Below are 21,264 nucleotides of genomic sequence, written 5' to 3'. Positions count from 1 at the left end.
GAAAGTCCTCGGGGTCCCCGTCCGTAGACTGGCCCTGTGAGTGAGCAGCAGCCCGAGAGCCACGACCGCGACGACAACGACGACCTCGCCGGCACCTTCGACGAGTTCGACCAGATCGTGGCGGAAGAGTCCGACCGCGACCCCGACCTGGCGGTGATCGAGGCCGGCAGCCGTACCCTGCGCGCCCAGGCCGGACCGCCCCAGGGCGACCCGGTACCCGCCCCGCCCGTCGATCCGCAGGTCGCGAAGGCGCTGCTGGAGGTGGAACAGGAGCTTTCCACCCGCTGGGGCGAGACCAAGCTGGAACCGTCGGTGTCGCGGATCGCGGCGCTGATGGACGTGCTGGGCGAGCCGCAGCGGGCGTACCCCTCCATCCACGTCACCGGCACCAACGGCAAGACGAGCACGGCCCGCATGATCGAGAGCCTGCTGAACGCCTTCGAGCTGCGCACCGGGCGCTACACCAGCCCGCACGTGCAGTCGATCACCGAGCGGATCAGCCTCGACGGGGCGCCGATCGACGCCGAGCGGTTCGTCGAGACGTACCAGGACATCAAGCCGTACGTGGAGATGGTCGACGCCGCCGAGGAGTTCCGGCTGTCGTTCTTCGAGGTGCTCACCGGAATGGCCTACGCGGCCTTCGCGGACGCGCCCGTGGACGTGGCCGTGGTCGAGGTCGGCATGGGCGGCAGCTGGGACGCGACGAACGTCATCGACGCCTCGGTCGCGGTCATCACGCCGATCAGCCTGGACCACACCGACCGGCTCGGCTCCACGCCCGGCGAGATCGCCGTGGAGAAGGGCGGCGTCATCAAGCAGGACGCGACCGTGATCCTGGCGCAGCAGCCGGTGGACGCGGCGCAGGTGCTGCTGAAGAAGGCCGTGGAGGTCGACGCCACGGTGGCCCGCGAGGGCATGGAGTTCGGCGTCGTCTCGCGCGAGGTCGCCGTCGGCGGCCAGCAGCTGACGCTGCGCGGTGTGGGTGGGGAGTACGCCGGCATCTTCCTGCCGCTGTACGGCGCCCACATGGCGCACAACGCGGCGGTGGCGCTGGCGGCGGTCGAGGCCTTCTTCGGGATCGGCCAGGAGCACGCGCGGGTGCTGGACCTGGAGACCGTGCAGCGGGCCTTCGCCTCGGTGACCTCGCCGGGCCGCATGGAGGTCGTGCGGCGCAGCCCGACGGTGGTCCTGGACGCGGCGCACAACCCGGCGGGTGCCGCGGCCACGGCGGACGCGGTGACCGAGTCCTTCGGCTTCAGCCGGCTGATCGGGGTCGTGGCCGCGAGCGAGGACAAGGACGTCCGCGGGGTGCTGGAGGCCTTCGAGCCGATCTTCGCGGAGGTGGTGGTCACGGAGAACTCCAGCCACCGGTCGATGGGCGCCGACGAGCTGGCGGCCGTCGCGGTCGAGGTGTTCGGCGTGGACCGGGTGCAGGTGGAGCCGCGGCTGGACGACGCCCTGGAGGCGGCGATCACCCTGGCGGAGGAAGAGGCCGAGTACGGAGGGGCCGGGGTCCTGGTGACCGGTTCCGTGATCACGGTGGGCGAGGCCCGCCTGCTGCTGAAGAGGGGCTGAGGGATGCGCACGCTGTGTGCGAGCACGCTGATCGGCGAGTTCTTCGTGATCGGCTTCGCGGGGCTGGTGGCGATGAAGGACCCCGACCTGACCCAGGCCGCGGTCTGGACGGTCTGCGGGGTCGCGATGCTGCTGTCGGTGCTGCTGTGCGGGATGCTGTCGCGTCCCGGGGCGGTCCAGCTGGGCTGGGCGCTGCAGATCGGCCTGATCGTGAGCGGCTTCGTCGTCCCGACGATGTTCTTCCTCGGCGCGGTCTTCGCGGGCCTGTGGTGGTGCTCGGTGCACTACGGCCGGAAGATCGACGCGATCAAGGCGAGGTGGGCGGCGGCGCAGGAGGCGTCCGGGGCGTCCGCGGCGCCCGACACCGCGTGAGCGGTCACCTCCGGGTCCGGCCGGGCACCGGCCGGACCGCCCCCTGACGGCCCTGTAGATTCGTCCCACCGCACCCGTTTGCCGCAAGGAGCCGAAACATGACCCAGCGCACCCTCGTCCTGCTCAAGCCCGACGCCGTCCGTCGTGGTCTGGTCGGCGAGATCATCGGCCGCATCGAGCGGAAGGCCGGCTGGACGATTCCCGCACTGGAGCTGCGCACGCTGGACCAGGAGACCCTGGAGGCGCACTACGGGGAGCACAAGGGCAAGCCGTTCTACGAGCCCCTCATGGGCTTCATGGCGAGCGGTCCCGTCGTCGCCCTGGTCGTGGAAGGGGAACGCGTGATCGAGGGCGTCCGCCAGCTGGCCGGACCCACCGACCCGATCGCCGCGGCGCCCGGCTCCATCCGGGGTGACTTCGGCACCGTCACCCGGGAGAACCTGATCCACGCCTCGGACTCCGAGGAGTCCGCGGAGCGCGAGCTGAAGCTGTTCTTTCCCGCGCTCTGACTCTTCCGGAGCACTCTTTCCTGACGAGACATCAGCCAAATAGCGCTCACGACCTGGGGCGACCGAAGTAATTTCGGTCGCCCCTCGGTATTTCCGGCCGCGAGCGGGAACGCCTGGGCAGGACACGTCGTCACCACTAAGGGGGCGGGTATCCATTCCGGCGGGATTGCCGGAGTCCCGTCGCGCGGTGTCAGTACAACCGTGACTACGATGGGGCCTCCACCCACACACCCACCTCGCCGACCTGACAGCAGCCGCTATCAACTGGAAGGCCAGACGCTCCTCATGGGGAACAAGGGGAACAACATGTCGTTCATCGGCCGTGACATGGCGATCGACCTCGGGACCGCCAACACGCTGGTGTACGTGAGGGGCCGGGGGATCGTCCTGAACGAGCCGTCCGTGGTCGCCATCAACACGAACACCGGCGGCATTCTGGCGGTCGGCTCCGAGGCGAAGAAGATGATCGGGCGCACGCCCGGCAACATCGTCGCCGTAAGGCCCCTCAAGGACGGCGTCATCGCCGACTTCGAGATCACCGAGCGTATGCTCCGGTACTTCATCCTCAAGATCCACAAGCGCCGCTACCTGGCACGTCCGCGGGTCGTGGTCTGTGTCCCCTCCGGCATCACCGGGGTGGAGCGACGCGCCGTCATCGAGGCGTCCACGCAGGCCGGCGCCCGACAGGTGCACATCATCGAGGAGCCCATGGCCGCCGCCATCGGCTCGGGCCTGCCCGTCCACGAGGCCACCGGCAACATGGTCGTGGACATCGGCGGCGGCACCACCGAGGTCGCCGTCATCTCCCTCGGCGGAATCGTCACGGCGCAGTCCATCCGGGTGGCCGGCGACGAGCTCGACAACGCGATCATCCAGCACATCAAGAAGGAGTACTCGCTCCTCCTCGGTGAGCGGACGGCCGAGCAGATCAAGATCACCATCGGGTCGGCGTACGACCTCGACAAGGACGAGCACACCGAGATCCGAGGACGCGACCTGGTCTCCGGCCTGCCCAAGACGGTCGTCATCTCGGCCGCCGAGGTCCGCAAGGCCATCGAGGAGCCGGTCAACGCCATCGTCGACGCGGTCAAGACCACGCTCGACAAGTGCCCGCCGGAGCTCTCCGGCGACATCATGGACCGCGGCATCGTCCTGACCGGCGGCGGCGCCCTGCTGCGCGGCCTCGACGAGCGGCTGCGCCGGGAGACCGGCATGCCGATCCACATCGCCGAGGACCCGCTCGACTCCGTGGCGCTCGGCTCCGGCAAGTGCGTCGAGGAGTTCGAGGCGCTCCAGCAGGTCCTGGACGCCCAGCCCCGTCGCTGACAGACGCCCCTCCCCGGCGGAGGGGCCATGCGGAACACACAAGGATCCGCCGTACGGGTGCTACCGGGCCCGTGCGGCGGATCGTTGATATACAGGCAAAAGAGAATTCCGACGAGGAAGGCACGGCCGCCGCACGTGAGGGACACACGAGAAAGCCGGCTGCTCCTGGTGCTTCTGATCGCCATCGCGTTCGCGTTGATCACGGTGGACATCAGGGCAGGCGAGGAGTCGCCGGTCGACGGTGCCCGGCAGGCCGCGGCAGCGGTCTTCGGGCCGGTCGAGGAGGGTGTGGCGACCGCTGTCGATCCGGTCGCCAACGCCATAGGGGCGGTAAGGGACTCGGGCGAGCGGCACAACCGCATCGCCACGCTGGAGCGCGAGAACGCCGCCCTGAAGGCCAAGCTGGGCAGCGACGAGCAGACCCGCAGCCGCATCCACGAGCTCGACGAGATGCTCAAGCGGGCGGGCGCCGGACAGTACGGCATCAAGGGCGCCGAGGTCATCGCGATAGGAGCGGCCCAGGGCTTCTCCTGGACCGTCACCATCGACGCCGGCAGCAAGGACGGCATCGAACGCGACATGACCGTCCTCAACGGCGACGGCCTCGTCGGCCGGGTCAGCACCGTGGGCCCGGACACCGCGACCGTCGTCCTCGCCAACGACCCCGACTTCACCGTCGGCACCCGGCTGGAGAAGACCGGCGAACTCGGCTTCGCCACAGGGCAGGGCGACCGCCCGATGTCCGTGCAGATGCTCAACGGCAAGGCCAAGATCAACCCCGGGGACCGGCTCGTCACCTTCGGCTCGCGCGGCAACAAGCCGTTCGTGCCCGGCGTGCCGATCGGCGAGGTGGTCAAGGTCGACCCCTCGCGCGGAGACCTGACCCGCACCGTATGGGTCAACCCGGCCGTCGCGTTCTCGCGCCTCGACATCGTCGGCGTCGTCGTGATGCCGCCGCGCGAGGACCCGCGCGACGCCGTCCTGCCCCCCAAGCCCGAGGCCCCCAAGCCCACCCCGACGGTCACCGTCACGGTGACCCCGTCCGGGTCCGCCAGCGTGCCCGGCAAGCCGGCCGACGAGTAGGAGCAGACCGCCCATGCGCTTCAACAGGATCCTGCTCTCGGCCACGCTCGTCGTGGTCGCCCTCGTCATCCAGGTCACCGTCCTGGGCCGGCTCCAACTGCCCGGTGCCGTCCCCGACCTGCTGCTCCTCACCGTCGTCGCCCTCGCACTCGTGTACGGGCACGTCAGTGGAGCCCTGATCGGCTTCGCCGCCGGTCTCCTCGCCGACCTGGCCCCGCCCGCCGACCACGCCGCCGGCCGGTACGCGCTCGTGCTGTGCGTCATCGGCTACGCCTGCGGGCTGGTCCGGCCCGACGGTGGGCGGTTCCGCTCCGCCTGGGGCCCCATGCTCACCGTCGTCGCCGCCGCGATCGGCTCCACCCTCCTCTACGCCGGCGTCGGCGCCCTGGTCGGGGACACGGCCGCCCGCCACGTGGGCCTGGCCGGGCTGCTGTTCACGGCGACCCTCTACGACCTGCTGCTCGCGCCCTTCACGGTGCCGTTCATCATGGCCCTGGCCCGGCGCGCCGAGAACGACCCGATGGCCGTCGAGGCCGGCGGCGGCCCCACGAACAAGGCCGCCGACGTCTCCGCCGGCTGGCTGGCCGGCGGTACGGGCCTGCGCATCGGCAGCCAGCGCGGCGGCCTGCGACTGAAGACCGCGCGCTCCCGCGCCAACAGGGCCGTCCGCATAAAGGGCGTCAAGGCAGTCAAGGGTGTGAAGAGCGTCAAGAAGCTGTGAGGGAGGAGCAGGCGTGACGAACGTTCCGGAGACCGGCCGCACCTCCCGGGTGCAGATCAGGCTCGTCATCATGCAGGTGCTCATCCTCTCGATGCTGGTCACCCTCGGCGGCCGGCTCTGGTTCCTCCAGATCCGCAACGGCGCGGAGTACTACCACGAGGCCAAGAGCAACCACGTGCAGCGGGTGGTCCAGCCGGCCGTGCGCGGCTCGATCCTCGACGCCCGCGGGGTGCCCCTCGCCGACAACGAGACCCGGCTCGTCGTCTCCGCCAGCCGCACCGCGCTGATGAAGATGAAGGACCGGGGCAAGGGCGTCATGACCCGCCTCGCCGACGTGCTGGACATGACCCCCAAGGAGGTCATGGAGAAGGTCCGGCTCTGCGACTCCCAGACCCCCGCACCCTGCTGGAACGGTTCCCCCTACCAGCCGATCCCGGTCACCATGGAGGCCACCACGCAGCAGGCGCTCCAGCTGCGCGAGCGCCCCGAGGAGTTCCCCGGCATCACCGCCGAGCCCACCGCCGTCCGCCGCTACCCGGCCCCCGGCGGAGCCCGTACCGCGCAGGTGCTCGGCTACCTCTCGCCGGTCACCGACGACGAGATCCAGAAGGCCAAGGACACCGACTCCCCGCACCTGCGCTCCGACCAGGTCGGCCGCTCCGGCATCGAACGCACCTACGACCGGCAGCTGCGCGGCAAGGCGGAGGTCACCTCGTACGAGGTCGACAACCTCGGCCGGGTCATGGGCCAGACCAAGTCCGACCCGGGCGTGGCCGGGTCCACCCTCATCACCAGCATCGACGCCCGCGTCCAGGCCGTGGCCGAGTACGAGCTCCAGGCGGCCATGAAGGTCGTCCGCAACGAGACCGACAACATCACGGGCCGCAAGTACGAGGCCGACTCCGGCGCCGTCGTCGTCATGGAGGCCAAGACCGGCCGCGTCGTCGCGATGGCCTCCCAGCCCGACTACGACCCCAACGCCTGGGTCGGCGGCATCTCCGGCAAGGACTACGCCAGGCTCACCAGCAAGAACTCCAACTACCCGCTGCTCAACCGGGCCATCCAGGGCCAGGCCCCCGCGGGCTCCATCTTCAAGGTGGTCTCGGCGAGCGCGGCCGTCCGGGCCGGCTACGACTTCAACGACAAGTACAACTGCAGCGCCTCCTACAACATGGGCGGCCGGAGCTTCGCGAACTTCGAGTCCAAGGGGCACGGCCCCATCACCCTCGGCGACGCGCTCAAGTTCTCCTGCAACACCGTCTTCTACGCCCTCGGCCACAAGGAGTGGCAGCGCGACGGCGGCCTCAAGCCGAAGAAGAACGCCCACGACTGGTTCTACCGGACCGCCCGCGAGTTCGGCCTCGGTGCCGAGACCCACATCGACCTGCCGAACGAGGTCACCGGGCGCATCCCCGACCGCAAGTGGAAGCAGAGCTTCTGGGCGGCCAACAAGGACTCCTGGTGCAAGCAGGGCAAGCGGGGCGGCAGCTACGTCGAGCAGATCGCCTACGAGAGCTGCCTCGAGGGCAACCAGCTGAAGGCCTACGACAGCATCAACTTCGCCATCGGCCAGGGAGACGTCCTCGTCACCCCCATCCAGATGGCCACCGCGTACTCCGCCATCAGCAACGGCGGCACCCTCTACAACCCCACGGTCGGCAAGGCCCTGGTGAGCCCGGACGGCAAGCACGTCGAGATGATCAAGCCGCAGCCCCACGGCCGGCTGCCGATCGACGCCAAGACCATCGGCGACCTCGACAAGGGCCTGCGCTCGGTCGCCGAGCCCGGCGGCACCGCCGCCTGGCGGTTCATCGGCTGGCCGATGGACAAGATCCCCATGCACGCCAAGACCGGCACCGCCCAGGTGTACGGCAAGCAGACCACGTCCTGGCTGGCGACCTACACCAAGGACTTCACGATCGTCATGACGATCTCCCAGGGCGGCACCGGCTCCGGAGCCTCCGGCCCCGCCGTCCGCAACCTCTACAACGCCATCTACGGTCTCGACATGGACGGCAAGCTCGACCCGAAGAAGGCCCTGCTGCCGCAGCCCGAGGCGAACCTGCCCAAGATCCGCCCCGACGGTTCCATCGACTCCCCGGAGATCCGGCCGTACGTGCCGCCGTCCCCGGAGGAGCCCGAACCGCCCGCCCTCGCCGGGCCGCCCGCCCCGACTCCCGCACGGCACGACTGAGGACCGAAAGACATGCAGACCGCCAACAAGTTCTCCGTCTCCCGGTACGCGCCCGAGCGCGGGGCGATGGCCAGGCTCACCGCCCGCGACTCCGTGGTGCGCCGGCTTGACTGGCCGATACTCCTCGCCGCGCTCGCCCTGTCCTTCGTGGGCTCCCTGCTGGTGTGGTCGGCGACCCGCAACAGGACCCAGCTGAACCAGGGGGACCCGTACTACTTCCTGGCCCGGCACGCCCTGAACACCGGCATCGGCCTCGTCCTGATGATCGGCACCGTCTGGCTCGGCCACCGCACCCTGCGCGGTGCGGTGCCGGTCCTCTACGGGCTCTCACTGGTGCTCATCCTGGCCGTGCTCACCCCGCTGGGCGCCACCATCAACGGCGCCCACGCGTGGATCGTGATCGGCGGCGGATTCTCCCTCCAGCCCTCCGAGTTCGTGAAGATCACGATCATCCTGGTCATGGCGATGCTGCTGGCCACCCGGGTGGACGCGGGCGACCTCACCCACCCGGACCACCGCACGGTCGTCAAGGCGCTCTGCCTGGCCGCCGCGCCCATGGGCATCGTCATGCTGATGCCCGACCTCGGGTCCGTCATGGTCATGATCGTCATCGTGCTCGGCGTGCTGCTGGCCTCCGGCGCCTCCAACCGCTGGGTGCTCGGACTCCTCGGCACCGGCGCCGGCGGCGCCGTCCTGATCTGGCAGCTCGGCGTCCTCGACGAGTACCAGATCAACCGCTTCGCGGCCTTCGCCAACCCCGAACTCGACCCGGCGGGCGTCGGCTACAACACCAACCAGGCGCGCATCGCGATCGGCTCCGGCGGGCTCACCGGCTCCGGGCTGTTCAAGGGATCGCAGACCACCGGCCAGTTCGTGCCGGAGCAGCAGACCGACTTCGTCTTCACCGTGGCGGGGGAGGAGCTGGGCTTCCTCGGGGCCGGGCTGATCCTGTTCCTGCTGGCCGTCATCCTGTGGCGGGCCTGCATGATCGCCCGGGAGACCACCGAGCTGTACGGGACCATCGTGTGCGCCGGGATCATCGCCTGGTTCGCCTTCCAGTCCTTCGAGAACATCGGGATGACCCTCGGGATCATGCCGGTGGCCGGACTGCCACTGCCGTTCGTCTCGTACGGAGGCTCGTCGATGTTCGCGGTGTGGGTGGCGATCGGACTGCTGCAATCGATCAAGGTGCAGCGGCCATTGTCAGCCTGATCCCCTGTTCACCCTGCCGCCGTGATCCGTTCAGGACTAAGTTCGGTCTATGGCGGACACCAAGCGCGAAATCGAGCGCAAATTCGAGTTCTCCAAGGCCAAATCTGCCCGGCGCGGGGTGCCGGACCTGACGGGCACGGCCGCGATCGCGGCCGTCTCCGACCAGGGCACCATCGACCTCGACGCCGTCTACTACGACACCCCCGACCAACGCCTGGCCGCCGACGGCCTCACCCTGCGGCGCAGAACGGGCGGCGCGGACGCGGGCTGGCACCTCAAACTGCCCGTCTCCCCCGGAGTGCGGGACGAGGTCACGACCGCGCTCAGTGACGCCGTCCCGCCCTCCCTCGTCGCCCTCGTCCGCTCCCGGGTGCGCGACGCCGGACTCCAGCCGCAGGTCAGGCTGGTCTCCTCGCGCCGCGTCAGCCACCTGCTCGACGCGGAGGGGGCCCTGCTCGCCGAGCTGAGCACCGACGAGGTCCTCGCCGAGCGCGGCCAGGCCAGCGCCTCCTGGACCGAGGTGGAGGTGGAACTCGCCGACGGCGTGGACCCCGACCTGCTCGACGCCGTCGAGAAGACCTTCCGCAAGGCCGGGCTCCGGGTCTCCGACGCCTCCTCGAAACTCGCCAGGGCCCTCGCGGAGACCGACGCCGCGCCCCCCGCCCGGCCCGAGGCCGGCGGCCCCGAGGGCTCCGCCGGCGCGTACGTCCTCGCGTACCTGCGGGAACAGCGTGACGCCCTCGTCGCGCAGGACCCGGCCGTGCGGCGCAACCTCCCGGACTCCGTCCACCAGATGCGGGTCGCCTGCCGCCGGCTGCGCAGCGCCTTCAAGACGTACCGCAAGGTCCTGGACCGCGACGTCACCGACCCGATCGGGGAGGAACTGCGCTGGCTCGCCGCCGAACTCGGCGTCGACCGCGACCGGGAGGTCCTGCTGGAGCGGATCCAGGACCACCTCGGCGAGCTTCCGCGCGCCCTGCTGCTCGGACCGGTCCGGGCCCGGCTGAAGGTCTGGAACGCCGTCCGCCGCTCGGATGCGCGGCGCCGGACGCTCGGCGCGCTCGACAGCGCGCGCCACCTGGCCCTCCTGGACTCCCTCGACGCCCTGCTGGAGCGGCCGCCGCTGCTGAAGGCCGCGGACGGGCGGGCCGAACGCGTCCTGCCGAAGGCGGTGCTCCACGACTTCGACCGCCTCGCCCACCGCATCGACACCGCGCTCTCCCTCGACCCGGGCCACGAGCGCGACCTGGCCCTGCACGAGGCCCGGAAGGCGGCCAAGCGGTCCCGGTACGCGGCGGAGGCGGCCGTACCGGCCCTCGGCAAACCGGCGAAACGCCTGGCCAAGGCCGTGAAGAAGGTCCAATCCCTGCTCGGCGACCACCAGGACGGCGTCGTCGCCCGCGAGGCCCTGCGCGGTCTCGCCGTGCAGGCGGCCGCGGCGGGGGAGTCGGCCTTCACCTGGGGCGTGCTCTACGGCCGTGAGGAAGCCCTGGCCAAGCGGAGCGAAAGGGAGCTTCCGGATACGTGGGCGAAGGCCTCCGACCCGGCGGTGCGGTCCGGACTGGAATGATCATGTGGGTGGGGGCGGCCGAGCCTCGGGGTACGCTTGAGAGCTGCCCCCTGCCCGCTTCATGAAAGTCGCGTGATGACCGAGTCGGTCTTCCCTCAGCTTGAGGCCCTGCTTCCGCACGTGCAGAAGCCCATCCAGTACGTCGGCGGTGAACTCAACTCCACGGTCAAGGAGTGGGAGAGCTGCGACGTCCGGTGGGCGCTCATGTACCCGGACGCGTACGAAGTCGGGCTGCCCAACCAGGGCGTCATGATCCTGTACGAGGTGCTGAACGAGCGCGAGGGCGTCCTCGCCGAGCGCACCTACAGCGTGTGGCCCGACCTCGAAGAGCTGATGCGCGAGCACAAGGTGCCGCAGTTCACCGTGGACAGCCACCGCCCGGTCTCCGCCTTCGACGTGTTCGGCCTGTCCTTCTCCACGGAGCTGGGCTACACCAACATGCTCACGGCCCTGGACCTCGCGGGCATCCCGCTGGAGGCCCGCAACCGTACGGTCGACCACCCGATCGTCCTCGCGGGCGGCCACGCGGCCTTCAACCCCGAGCCGATCGCGGAGTTCATCGACTGCGCGGTCATCGGCGACGGCGAGCAGGCCGTCCTCGACATGACCGAGATCATCCGCACCTGGAAGGCCGAGGGACGGCCGGGCGGGCGCGAGGAGGTCCTGCTCCGCCTGGCGAAGACCGGGAACGTCTACGTGCCGGGCTTCTACGACGTGGAGTACCTGCTGGACGGCCGCATCGGCCGTGTCGTGCCCAACCGCTCCGGCGTGCCGTGGCGCGTGTCCAAGCACACGGTCATGGACCTCGACGAGTGGCCCTACCCCAAGCAGCCGCTGGTCCCGCTCGCCGAGACCGTCCACGAGCGGATGTCGGTGGAGATCTTCCGCGGCTGCACCCGCGGCTGCCGCTTCTGCCAGGCCGGCATGATCACGCGCCCCGTGCGGGAGCGAAGCATCACCGGCATCGGCGAGATGGTGGAGCGCGGCCTGAAGGCCACGGGCTTCGAGGAAGTGGGTCTCCTCTCCCTCTCCTCGGCGGACCACACGGAGATCGCCGACATCGCCAAGGGCCTCGCGGACCGCTACACGGACGACAAGGTGGGCCTGTCCCTGCCGTCGACCCGCGTCGACGCCTTCAACGTGGACCTGGCCAACGAGCTGACCCGCAACGGGCGCCGCTCCGGTCTGACCTTCGCCCCCGAAGGCGGCTCCGAGCGCATGCGCAAGGTCATCAACAAGATGGTCTCGGAAGAGGACCTGATCCGGACCGTGTCGACGGCGTACGGCAACGGCTGGCGCCAGGTGAAGCTGTACTTCATGTGCGGCCTGCCCACCGAGACCGACGAGGACGTCCTCCAGATCGGCGACATGGCGGTCAACGTCATCGCCAAGGGCCGCGAGGTCTCCGGTCAGAACGACATCCGCTGCACCGTGTCCATCGGCGGGTTCGTGCCGAAGCCGCACACCCCGTTCCAGTGGGCGCCGCAGCTGTCGGCCGAGGAGACGGACGCCCGCCTGGGCAAGCTCCGCGACAAGATCCGCGGCGACAAGAAGTACGGCCGTTCCATCGGCTTCCGCTACCACGACGGCAAGCCGGGCATCGTCGAGGGCCTCCTCTCCCGCGGCGACCGCCGCATCGGCGACGTCATCCGCGCGGTGTACGAGTCGGGCGGCCGCTTCGACGGCTGGCGCGAGCACTTCTCGTACGACCGCTGGATGGAGGCCGCGGAGAAGACGCTGCCGGCCTACGGCGTGGACGTGGCCTGGTACACGACGCGCGAGCGCACCTACGAGGAGGTCCTGCCCTGGGACCACCTGGACTCCGGTCTCGACAAGGACTGGCTCTGGGAGGACTGGCAGGACGCCCTCGACGAGACCGAGGTCGACGACTGCCGCTGGACCCCCTGCTTCGACTGCGGCGTGTGTCCGCAGATGCAGACCGAGATCCAGATCGGCCCGACGGGCAAGAAGCTCCTGCCGCTGACCGTCGTGAAGTAACCCTTGGGTCACGAGAGGCCCCCGCCCGCAACGGGTGGGGGCCTCTGCCGTGTCCTTGACTGCATGGAACTGGACGCACGGCCTCCGAGCGGCGGCGACGGATGCCTGGTGGGAGCCATCAGGATCCCCGTCAAGATCGTCGCCCTACTCGTCGTACTGCCCGTACGAGTGGTCTGGGAACTGCTCGTCGCCCTGGGCCGCGCCGCGCACCGGCACGTCCTCGGGCCGCTCCACGTCCACGTCGTCGAGCCGGCGCTGCGCATCCTCGGCCGGGTGCTGGCCACCCTGCTGCGGCTGGTCTTCGTCTGGCCGTGGGTCGGGCTGTGGCGGTACGTGCTGACCCCCGTGGGCCGGGGCCTCGCGTGGCTGGGCCGCGGCACGTACGCGCACCTGCTCGCACCCGTCGGGCGGATCCTGACCGGCTACCTGTTCCGACCCCTTTGGGCAGCGCTGACCTGGGCCGGCCGGGGCGGGCTGCGGTACCTGCTGGCCCCGCTCGGCAAGGCGGTGGCATGGGCCGTGTGGGCGCTGGCCATGACCCTGTTCGTGTGGCCCTGGGTCGGGCTGTGGCGGTACGCGCTCGCGCCCGTCGGCCGCGCCCTCGCCTGGCTGGCCGAGGCGGCCTACCGGTACGTCCTCACCCCGCTCGGACACGGCCTCGCCCGGCTGGCCGCCGCGCTGTACCGGTACCTGCTGCGACCCGTCGGGCTCGCCCTCGCGTGGCTGGCGGTCGGGCTGTACCGGTACGTGCTCACCCCGCTCGGGCAGGTCCTCCTGTGGGCCTGGCACGTGTCCGGGAGGATCGCCGCAGCCCTGTGGCGCGGGCTCAAGTGGATCGGCTGGATGCTGGTCGGCCGGCCCGCGTCCCTGGTCTACCGGCACGTGCTGACCCCCGCCGGACACGCCGTCCGCGAAGTCTGGCGCACCGGCCGCGCCGCGGTCCGCGAAGCGCGTGCCGCGGTGCGCACGGCACTGTTCGGTACTCCTCCCGTGGAACCGACGAGGTCACGGGCGCGTACTCTGGGTAGTACGACAGCCGCAGGCAACACGCCCGCTCCCGAGATCTCCCTCCACGAACGGCAGGGGTGAGCCGGGGGCAGGGCGGCGCCGGCCGGTCCCACAGACGCTCAGGGCGACGCGCGAGCCGCGGAGCCCCGCACAAGGAGAAGAACCACTGGGCAAGCGACAGCCCGAAGGCCCGCCTCCCGCACCGGTGGTGCAGCGCATCCGACTGCGCTACACCAAGCGCGGCCGCCTCCGGTTCACCAGCCACCGCGACTTCCAGCGCGCCTTCGAGCGGGCCCTGCGCCGCGCCGAGGTGCCGATGGCGTACTCGGCCGGCTTCACCCCCCACCCGCGCGTCTCGTACGCGAACGCCGCCCCCACCGGGACCGGCAGCGAGGCCGAATACCTGGAGATCGCCCTCGCCGAGCCCCGCGACCCCGAGAAGCTCCGCGAGCTGCTCGACGAGTCGATGCCGACCGGGCTCGACATCATCGACGCCGTCGAGGCCCGCACCTCGGGCCTCGCCGACCGGCTGACCGCCTCCGTGTGGGAGCTGCGCCTGGACGGCGTGGAACCCGCCGAGGCCGAGCGGGCCGTGACGGCCTTCCTCGCCGCCGAGACCGTGGAGGTGCAGCGCAAGACCAAGAACGGAATGCGGACCTTCGACACGCGCGGCGCCGTCGTCTCCCTCGAAGCCCTTCCTGCCCCGGCTGATAGGCCGCTGGACAATGCCTGTGCGATACTGCGGCTGGTTGTTCGGCATCTGACACCTGCCGTGCGACCCGACGACGTCCTGTCCGGTCTCCGAGCTGTGGCCGACCTGGCGCCGCCGGTCCCCTCAGCGGTGACCAGGCTGGCGCAGGGGCTCTTCGACGAGGAGTCCGGCACGGTGACCGACCCGCTCGCGCCCGACCGCGAGGCAGATACGGCCGCTCCACCCACGGCCGCCGTAGCCGCCGACGCGAAGGCGCCGGAAGGTCCCGCCGCGTAAGGATCGTCGTCGTCGCGCAGCCCTGGTACTCGGGAGCCACCTGGGTCGGGCCGCGCACTGACCTGAAGACTTCCGCCAGGCCGTACGGACAACACGTACGGAACCGGCGGCCATGGACTACAGCTCCCGTGTGGCGAACGCGCCCCGGAGGCCGGTTCCGCGCTCATTACGCGGAGCCGAGCCGGACCGGAAGTCAGCCGCGGCGCCCGGGAGCGTGACGGGAGAACCGCCCGCAATGCTCAACAACGAAAACGACACCACCGCAGGTAACGCCGACAGCGGCAGCCCCAGCGACAACCTGCCCCCGCGCAGGCGTCGCCGCGCCGCTTCCCGGCCCGCCGGCCCGCCCGGCGGGGCCACCGCAGAGGTGACCCCGGTGACGGAGGCCGCCCCGGCCGCCCCCGCCGAGGAGGCCGCTCCGGCCGCCGCCCCCGCACGTACCCGCCGCCGCGCGACCCGCGCCGTGGCCGCTCCCGAGACGCAGGCCGAGGCCGTCGTCGTCGAGGCCCCCGCCGCCGAGGAGCCCGCCGCTCCCGCCCCGCGTGCCCGCCGCCGCGCGACCCGCGCCGTGACCGCTCCCGAGGCTCCGGCCGCCGAAGCCCCCGTGGCCGAGGCCGCGCCGGCGGTCGAGGAGGAGGCCCCGGCCGCTCCGGCTCCGCGTGCCCGTCGTCGTGCGACCCGCGCCGTGACCGCTCCGGCCGCCGAGACGCCCGCCGCCGTGGAGGATCCCGTGGTCGAGGCCGCGCCGGTGGTCGAGGAGGAGGCTCCGGCCGCTCCCGCTCCGCGTGCCCGTCGTCGTGCGACGCGCGCCGTGACCGCTCCGGCCGCCGAGACCCCCGCCGCCGTGGAGGATCCCGTGGTCGAGGCCGCGCCGGTGGTCGAGGAGGAGGCTCCCGCCGCTCCCGCTCCGCGGGCCCGTCGTCGTGCGACCCGCGCCGTGACCGCCCCGGCCGCCGAGACCCCCGCCGCCGCCGAGACCCCGGCCGCCGAGGCCGAACCGGTCGCGGAGGAGGCCCCCAAGGCCACCACCCGCACCTTCACCGTGGCCGACGCCCTGGACTCCCCGAAGCGCGGCGGCCGCCGGCGCGCCACCCGCTCCACCACCGCGCCGGCCGCCCCCGCGCAGCCCGCCGCCGAGCCCGAGGCGCCCGCCGCCCCGGCCCGCGGCCGCCGCGCCGCGCGTCCCGCCGTGGCCGTCTTCCAGGCCCCGGTCTTCGCCGAGCCGATGTTCCAGACGCCCGAGACCGCCGCCATGGCCGCCGCGGCCGCCCGCGCCGCCGCCCCCGACGAGGTCGAGGAGGAGGAGACGGAGGTCGAGGCCGAGGTCGTCCAGACCCCCGCCCCGCAGCCCGCCGGCCGTCGCCGTCGCCGTGGGCGCGGCGCCGCCGAGTCCGCTCCGGCCGCCGAGTCCGCGCCGGTCTCCCTCCCCGAGGTGCTCGCCGAGGAGGAGCCCGAGGCCGAGCTCGAAGAGGAGTCCGCCGAGTTCGACGAGGGCGACGAGTCGGGCGAGCGCCCGTCGCGCCGCCGCCGTCGCGGTGGCCGTCGCCGCCGCCGCGGTGAGGCCGCCGACCTCGACGAGTCCGCCGAGGAGGAGACCGAGGCAGAGGCCGAGGCCACCGAGCAGGAGGCCGAGGACGAGGAAGACGACGAGGCCGAGGAGGCCCTCGGGTCCAGCTCCAGCCGCCGTCGCCGCCGTCGCCGTCGCCGCAGTGGCGACAGCGCCGCCGAGGCCGCCGAAGCGGGCGACGAGGACGGCGTGCGCACCGTCGTCAAGGTCCGCGAGCCGCGCCCGGCCCGCGAGAAGGCGGAGCCGTCCGACGAGGTCCAGTCCATCAAGGGCTCGACCCGCCTGGAGGCGAAGAAGCAGCGCCGCCGCGAGGGCCGTGAGCAGGGCCGCCGCCGCGTCCCGATCATCACGGAGGCCGAGTTCCTGGCCCGCCGCGAGGCCGTCGAGCGCGTGATGGTCGTCCGCCAGTCCGGCGAGCGCACCCAGATCGGCGTCCTCGAGGACAACGTGCTCGTCGAGCACTACGTCAACAAGGAAGAGGCCACCTCGTACGTCGGCAACGTCTACCTGGGCAAGGTCCAGAACGTGCTGCCGTCCATGGAGGCCGCCTTCATCGACATCGGCAAGGGCCGCAACGCGGTCCTGTACGCCGGTGAGGTCAACTTCGAGGCGCTCGGCATGGCCAACGGGCCGCGCCGCATCGAGTCGGCCCTCAAGTCCGGCCAGTCGGTCCTGGTGCAGGTCACCAAGGACCCGATCGGCCACAAGGGCGCCCGCCTGACCAGCCAGGTCTCGCTGCCCGGCCGCTACCTGGTCTACGTGCCCGAGGGCTCGATGACCGGCATCAGCCGCAAGCTGCCCGACACCGAGCGCGCGCGCCTGAAGACCATCCTCAAGAAGATCGTCCCCGAGGACGCGGGCGTCATCGTGCGCACCGCCGCCGAGGGCGCGAGCGAGGACGAGCTGCGCCGCGACGTCGAGCGCCTGCAGGCCCAGTGGGAGGACATCCAGAAGAAGGCGAAGCAGATCTCGACCTCTTCGCCGAGCCTCCTGTACGGCGAGCCGGACATGACCGTCCGCGTCGTGCGCGACATCTTCAACGAGGACTTCTCGAAGGTCATCGTCAGCGGTGACACCGCCTGGGAGACCATCCACGGCTACGTGAACCACGTGGCCCCGGACCTGGCCGACCGGCTGTCGCGCTGGACCTCCGAGGTCGACGTCTTCGCGACGTACCGGATCGACGAGCAGCTCGCCAAGGCGCTCGACCGCAAGGTGTGGCTGCCCTCGGGCGGCTCCCTCGTGATCGACAAGACCGAGGCGATGATCGTCATCGACGTCAACACCGGCAAGTTCACCGGTCAGGGCGGCAACCTCGAGGAGACGGTCACCAGGAACAACCTGGAGGCGGCCGAGGAGATCGTGCGCCAGCTGCGGCTGCGCGACCTGGGCGGCATCGTCGTCATCGACTTCATCGACATGGTCCTGGAGTCCAACCGCGACCTGGTCCTGCGCCGGATGCTGGAGTGCCTGGGCCGCGACCGTACGAAGCACCAGGTGGCCGAGGTCACCTCGCTGGGCCTGGTCCAGATGACCCGCAAGCGGGTGGGCCAGGGCCTGCTGGAGTCCTTCTCCGAGACCTGCGTCCACTGCAACGGCCGCGGTGTCATCGTCCACATGGAGACGCCGACCGCGATCGGCGGCGGTGGCAACGGCAAGCGCTCGAAGCGCCGCGGCGGCCGTGGCGAGTTCGACCAGCACGACCACGAGGTCGAGACCGTCGAGACGCTCGAGACGGTGGAGACGGACTTCGAGTCCGAGGCGGAGGTGGCTGCCGAGGCCGCCGCTCCGCGGGCGCTGCCCGAGCCGGAGTTCGTCGCGGACGAGGAGCTCTACAGCAGCCCGGCCGAGGCCGAGGCCGCCGCGGGCCTGAGCAGCCGTCGCAACCGGCGCCGCGCCACCCGCAAGGCGACCGCTCCGGCGGGCGCCCCGCGCGGTGCGGCCGCTGAGGCGCAGACCCCGGCCCCCGTGGCCGAGGTCGTCGCCCAGCCGGTGACCGAGCCGGCCGACACGGTCCTGGAGCCGGCCGCCGAGGTCGTCGCCGAAGCCGTGGAGGCCTCGGAGGTCGTCGCGGAGGTCGTCGCCGAAGCCGTGACCGAGGACGCCGCGCCCAAGGGCCGTACCCGTCGCCGCGCGACCCGTAAGGCCACCGCCCCGGCGGGTGCCCCGGCCCCCGCGGCCGAGGTGGCCCCGGAGCCGGAGCCGGTCGTCGTGCCGGAGCCCGAGCCGGTCGTCGAGCCCGAGCCCGTGGCCGTCGTCGAGGAGGCCCCCGTGGCGGAGGCCGCACCGGCCCGTCCGCGCCGGCGTGCCACCCGTAAGGCCACCGCACCCGCCGGGTCCCCCGCGGGCGCGGTGGAGGCCGCCGTGGTGGTCGTCGAGGCCCCGGTGACCGAGGCCCCGGCTCCCGCCGAGGAGGCCGCTGAGGCCGCCGAGGCCGAGGGGGCCGCGCCGGCGAAGAAGGCCGCCCGGAAGGCTCCGGCCAAGAAGGCGACCACGGCGAAGAAGGCCCCGGCCAAGAAGGCGGCGGCTGCCAAGAAGACCGTGGCCAAGAAGGCGGCCACGACCAAGAAGACCGCGGCGAAGCGGGCGACGAAGAAGACCGCGGCGGCGGAGCAGCAGACCGCTCCGTCCGTCTCGGCTCCGGCCGAAGCCTGATCCGCTCATGACCGTGGGCCCCGCCGAACGGCGGGGCCCACGGTCGTGCGGGGCCCGGTTTGACCCTCCGGAACCGGCCCCGTAACCTAGACCGTCGGCGTGTCTTGGACGAATCCGTCCAGTGTGCGTCGCGCTCCTGAGCACCTTCCTCCCGCTGTTCCGCGCGCAAGCGCGGTGCGAGAGAGGCCGCTCGTCCAATCCGGATCAGCGTGGGCCCCGGCCCGCCTGAGCGGCTGGCTTCAGGAGCATCCGTCCCGAGTGAGAGAGAGATCCGCGTGTACGCCATCGTGCGCAGCGGTGGTCGCCAGCACAAGGTTGCTGTCGGCGACATCGTTGAGGTTGACAAGATTTCCACTGCCAAGGTTGGCGACACGGTCGAGCTCTCGACCCTGCTCGTTGTCGACGGCGAAGCCGTGACCAGCGACCCGTGGGTGCTGGCCGGTATCAAGGTCACGGCCGAGGTCGTGGACCACCACAAGGGCGCCAAGATCGACATCCTGCGCTACAAGAACAAGACCGGCTACCGCCGTCGCCAGGGTCACCGCCAGCAGTACACGGCGATCAAGGTCACCGGTATCCCCGCGGCTGCGAAGTAAGAGGGACTGAGACATGGCACACAAGAAGGGCGCATCGTCCACCCGGAACGGGCGCGACTCCAATGCCCAGCGGCTCGGCGTGAAGCGCTTCGGCGGTCAGGTCGTCTCCGCCGGCGAGATCCTCGTCCGCCAGCGTGGCACCCACTTCCACCCCGGTTCGGGTGTCGGTCGTGGTGGCGACGACACGCTGTTCGCGCTGCAGGCGGGTGCCGTGCAGTTCGGCACGCACCGTGGCCGCAAGGTCGTCAACATCGTTCCGGCCGCCTGATCCAGCTTCGGCTGATCGAGCGTTCGTAACTTCCCGAGGGCGGATCTCAGCTCTTCCCGGCACTGGCCGGGAAGAGAGGTCCGCCCTCGGTGCGTTGGTAGGTACAGACGTTTTAATGGACAGCAAGGTCTGTCCGGGACATTCCCGTATGTAACTGGAGGAACAACCATGACCACCTTCGTGGACCGCGTCGAGCTGCACGTCGCCGCGGGTAACGGGGGCCACGGCTGCGCCTCCGTTCACCGGGAGAAGTTCAAGCCGCTCGGCGGCCCCGACGGCGGCAACGGCGGCCGTGGCGGCGACGTCATCCTCGTGGTGGAGCAGGCGATCACCACCCTGCTGGACTACCACCACAGCCCCCACCGCAAGGCCACCAACGGCAAGCCCGGCGAGGGCGGCAACCGCTCCGGCAAGGACGGCCAGGACCTGATCCTGCCCGTGCCGGACGGCACCGTCGTCCTCGACAAGGAGGGCAACGTCCTCGCCGACCTCGTCGGCCAGGGCACCACCTACGTGGCCGCGGAGGGCGGCCGCGGCGGTCTCGGCAACGCCGCGCTCTCCTCCGCCCGCCGCAAGGCGCCCGGCTTCGCGCTCCTCGGCGTCCCCGGCACCACCGGAGACATCGTCCTGGAGCTCAAGACCGTCGCCGACGTGGCGCTGGTCGGCTTCCCGAGCGCCGGCAAGTCCTCGCTGATCTCGGTGCTCTCCTCGGCCAAGCCGAAGATCGCGGACTACCCCTTCACCACCCTCGTCCCGAACCTGGGCGTCGTCACGGCCGGCTCGACGGTCTACACCATCGCCGACGTCCCGGGCCTGATCCCCGGCGCCAGCCAGGGCCGCGGCCTGGGCCTGGAGTTCCTGCGCCACGTCGAGCGCTGCTCGGTGCTCGTACACGTCCTGGACACCGCGACCCTGGAGTCCGACCGCGACCCGATCGCCGACCTCGACGTCATCGAGGAGGAGCTCAAGCTCTACGGCGGCGGCCTGGAGAAGCGCCCGCGCCTCGTCGTCCTCAACAAGGTCGACATCCCGGACGGCCAGGAGCTCGCCGACATGGTCCGCCCGGACCTCGAAGCGCGCGGCTACAAGGTGTTCGAGGTCTCCGCGGTCGCCCGTACGGGCCTGAAGGAGCTCTCCTTCTTCCTCGCCGAGGTCATCGCCAAGGCCCGCGCCCGCATGCCGAAGGAGGAGGCGACCCGCATCGTCATCCGCCCGAAGGCCGTGGACGACGCCGGCTTCACCGTCACCTACGACGAGGTCGAGGACGTCTACGTCGTGCGCGGCGAGAAGCCGGAGCGCTGGGTCCGCCAGACCGACTTCAACAACGACGAGGCCGTCGGGTACCTCGCCGACCGCCTCAACCGCCTCGGTGTCGAGGACGCGCTGAAGAAGGCCGGCGCCCGCGCCGGCGACGGTGTCGCGATCGGCTCCGACGACAACGCGGTCGTCTTCGACTGGGAGCCGACCGTGATGGCCGGCGCCGAGATGCTGGGCCGCCGCGGCGAGGACCACCGTCTGGACGCCCCGCGTCCGGCCACCACCCGCCGCAAGGACAAGGAAGCCCAGCGCGGGGACTCGGCGCAGAAGGAGTACGACGAATTCCGGCCGTTCTAGTCCCCTCC

16 protein-coding genes are annotated in these 21,264 nt (G+C 71.4%); all 16 read left to right on the top strand.

Features of this window, described 5'->3' with window-relative positions; all coding sequences use genetic code 11:
* Window positions 1-36 precede the first annotated feature (36 nt).
* The 16 genes from ACFYP3_RS17440 to obgE all read left to right on the top strand — a co-directional run bounded on the left by ACFYP3_RS17440 (window position 37) and on the right by obgE (window position 21,256).
* Window positions 37-1,575: a bifunctional folylpolyglutamate synthase/dihydrofolate synthase gene (locus ACFYP3_RS17440; RefSeq protein WP_388832763.1), complete on the top strand. Its 1,539-nt coding sequence runs from the start codon at window positions 37-39 to the stop codon at window positions 1,573-1,575.
* Between the two features lie 3 nt (window positions 1,576-1,578).
* The gene (locus tag ACFYP3_RS17435) at window positions 1,579-1,947 is read left to right on the top strand and encodes a DUF4233 domain-containing protein (protein WP_388832760.1); all 369 of its coding nucleotides are present in this window, start codon (window positions 1,579-1,581) and stop codon (window positions 1,945-1,947) included.
* A gap of 98 nt (window positions 1,948-2,045) precedes the next feature.
* Window positions 2,046-2,456 carry a nucleoside-diphosphate kinase gene (ndk, locus tag ACFYP3_RS17430; RefSeq protein WP_388832757.1) on the top strand — a complete coding sequence of 137 codons (411 nt, stop codon included), beginning with the start codon at window positions 2,046-2,048 and terminating at the stop codon, window positions 2,454-2,456.
* Window positions 2,457-2,762: 306 nt separating this feature from the next.
* Window positions 2,763-3,782 (top strand): rod shape-determining protein, encoded by a 1,020-nt coding sequence (locus ACFYP3_RS17425; protein ID WP_008738981.1) that lies wholly within the window; start codon window positions 2,763-2,765, stop codon window positions 3,780-3,782.
* 135 nt (window positions 3,783-3,917) lie between these two features.
* Window positions 3,918-4,865 (top strand): rod shape-determining protein MreC, encoded by a 948-nt coding sequence (gene mreC / locus ACFYP3_RS17420; protein WP_037805894.1) that lies wholly within the window; start codon window positions 3,918-3,920, stop codon window positions 4,863-4,865.
* A gap of 13 nt (window positions 4,866-4,878) precedes the next feature.
* Window positions 4,879-5,586: a rod shape-determining protein MreD gene (mreD, locus tag ACFYP3_RS17415; RefSeq protein WP_388832752.1), complete on the top strand. Its 708-nt coding sequence runs from the start codon at window positions 4,879-4,881 to the stop codon at window positions 5,584-5,586.
* 13 nt (window positions 5,587-5,599) lie between these two features.
* A complete protein-coding gene (gene mrdA, locus ACFYP3_RS17410; protein ID WP_388832749.1) occupies window positions 5,600-7,780 on the top strand; it encodes a penicillin-binding protein 2 in 2,181 nt (726 codons plus the stop codon).
* Between the two features lie 12 nt (window positions 7,781-7,792).
* Entirely contained in the window at window positions 7,793-8,992 is a 1,200-nt protein-coding gene (gene rodA, locus ACFYP3_RS17405) for a rod shape-determining protein RodA (RefSeq protein ID WP_388832746.1), read from the top strand.
* 49 nt (window positions 8,993-9,041) lie between these two features.
* The gene (locus ACFYP3_RS17400) at window positions 9,042-10,562 is read left to right on the top strand and encodes a CHAD domain-containing protein (protein WP_388832743.1); all 1,521 of its coding nucleotides are present in this window, start codon (window positions 9,042-9,044) and stop codon (window positions 10,560-10,562) included.
* A 72-nt stretch (window positions 10,563-10,634) separates the two neighbouring features.
* On the top strand, window positions 10,635-12,560 hold the full coding sequence (locus ACFYP3_RS17395) for a TIGR03960 family B12-binding radical SAM protein (protein ID WP_388832740.1): 1,926 nt from the start codon (window positions 10,635-10,637) through the stop codon (window positions 12,558-12,560).
* 63 nt (window positions 12,561-12,623) lie between these two features.
* Window positions 12,624-13,649, top strand: a complete 1,026-nt coding sequence (locus ACFYP3_RS17390; RefSeq protein ID WP_388832738.1) for a hypothetical protein — start codon at window positions 12,624-12,626, stop codon at window positions 13,647-13,649.
* Between the two features lie 127 nt (window positions 13,650-13,776).
* Window positions 13,777-14,556, top strand: a complete 780-nt coding sequence (locus ACFYP3_RS17385) for a TIGR03936 family radical SAM-associated protein (RefSeq protein WP_365477090.1) — start codon at window positions 13,777-13,779, stop codon at window positions 14,554-14,556.
* Between the two features lie 235 nt (window positions 14,557-14,791).
* Complete coding sequence (locus ACFYP3_RS17380; protein ID WP_388832735.1) at window positions 14,792-18,778, top strand: ribonuclease E/G; 3,987 nt, start codon at window positions 14,792-14,794, stop codon at window positions 18,776-18,778.
* A 275-nt stretch (window positions 18,779-19,053) separates the two neighbouring features.
* A complete protein-coding gene (gene rplU, locus ACFYP3_RS17375; RefSeq protein WP_030013082.1) occupies window positions 19,054-19,374 on the top strand; it encodes a 50S ribosomal protein L21 in 321 nt (106 codons plus the stop codon).
* Between the two features lie 13 nt (window positions 19,375-19,387).
* A complete protein-coding gene (gene rpmA, locus ACFYP3_RS17370; RefSeq protein ID WP_030027134.1) occupies window positions 19,388-19,642 on the top strand; it encodes a 50S ribosomal protein L27 in 255 nt (84 codons plus the stop codon).
* Window positions 19,643-19,810: 168 nt separating this feature from the next.
* Complete coding sequence (gene obgE / locus ACFYP3_RS17365; RefSeq protein WP_388832731.1) at window positions 19,811-21,256, top strand: GTPase ObgE; 1,446 nt, start codon at window positions 19,811-19,813, stop codon at window positions 21,254-21,256.
* Window positions 21,257-21,264: the final 8 nt, after the last annotated feature.

The organism is Streptomyces sp. NPDC005533 (assembly GCF_042871845.1).
Lineage (GTDB): Bacteria > Actinomycetota > Actinomycetes > Streptomycetales > Streptomycetaceae > Streptomyces.
Note: the sequence above shows the minus strand (reverse complement) of the source record. Positions and strands in the feature narration are given on the sequence as shown.

Bases quoted from the DNA above. Each gene is read 5' to 3' on its own strand.
- ACFYP3_RS17435 (WP_388832760.1), top strand. From the start codon at position 1,579: ATGCGCACGCTGTGTGCGAGCACGCTGATCGGCGAGTTCTTCGTGATC.
- ndk (WP_388832757.1), top strand. From the start codon at position 2,046: ATGACCCAGCGCACCCTCGTCCTGCTCAAGCCCGACGCCGTCCGTCGT.
- ACFYP3_RS17425 (WP_008738981.1), top strand. From the start codon at position 2,763: ATGTCGTTCATCGGCCGTGACATGGCGATCGACCTCGGGACCGCCAAC.
- mreD (WP_388832752.1), top strand. From the start codon at position 4,879: ATGCGCTTCAACAGGATCCTGCTCTCGGCCACGCTCGTCGTGGTCGCC.
- rodA (WP_388832746.1), top strand. From the start codon at position 7,793: ATGCAGACCGCCAACAAGTTCTCCGTCTCCCGGTACGCGCCCGAGCGC.
- ACFYP3_RS17400 (WP_388832743.1), top strand. From the start codon at position 9,042: ATGGCGGACACCAAGCGCGAAATCGAGCGCAAATTCGAGTTCTCCAAG.
- ACFYP3_RS17390 (WP_388832738.1), top strand. From the start codon at position 12,624: ATGGAACTGGACGCACGGCCTCCGAGCGGCGGCGACGGATGCCTGGTG.
- ACFYP3_RS17380 (WP_388832735.1), top strand. From the start codon at position 14,792: ATGCTCAACAACGAAAACGACACCACCGCAGGTAACGCCGACAGCGGC.
- rpmA (WP_030027134.1), top strand. From the start codon at position 19,388: ATGGCACACAAGAAGGGCGCATCGTCCACCCGGAACGGGCGCGACTCC.
- obgE (WP_388832731.1), top strand. From the start codon at position 19,811: ATGACCACCTTCGTGGACCGCGTCGAGCTGCACGTCGCCGCGGGTAAC.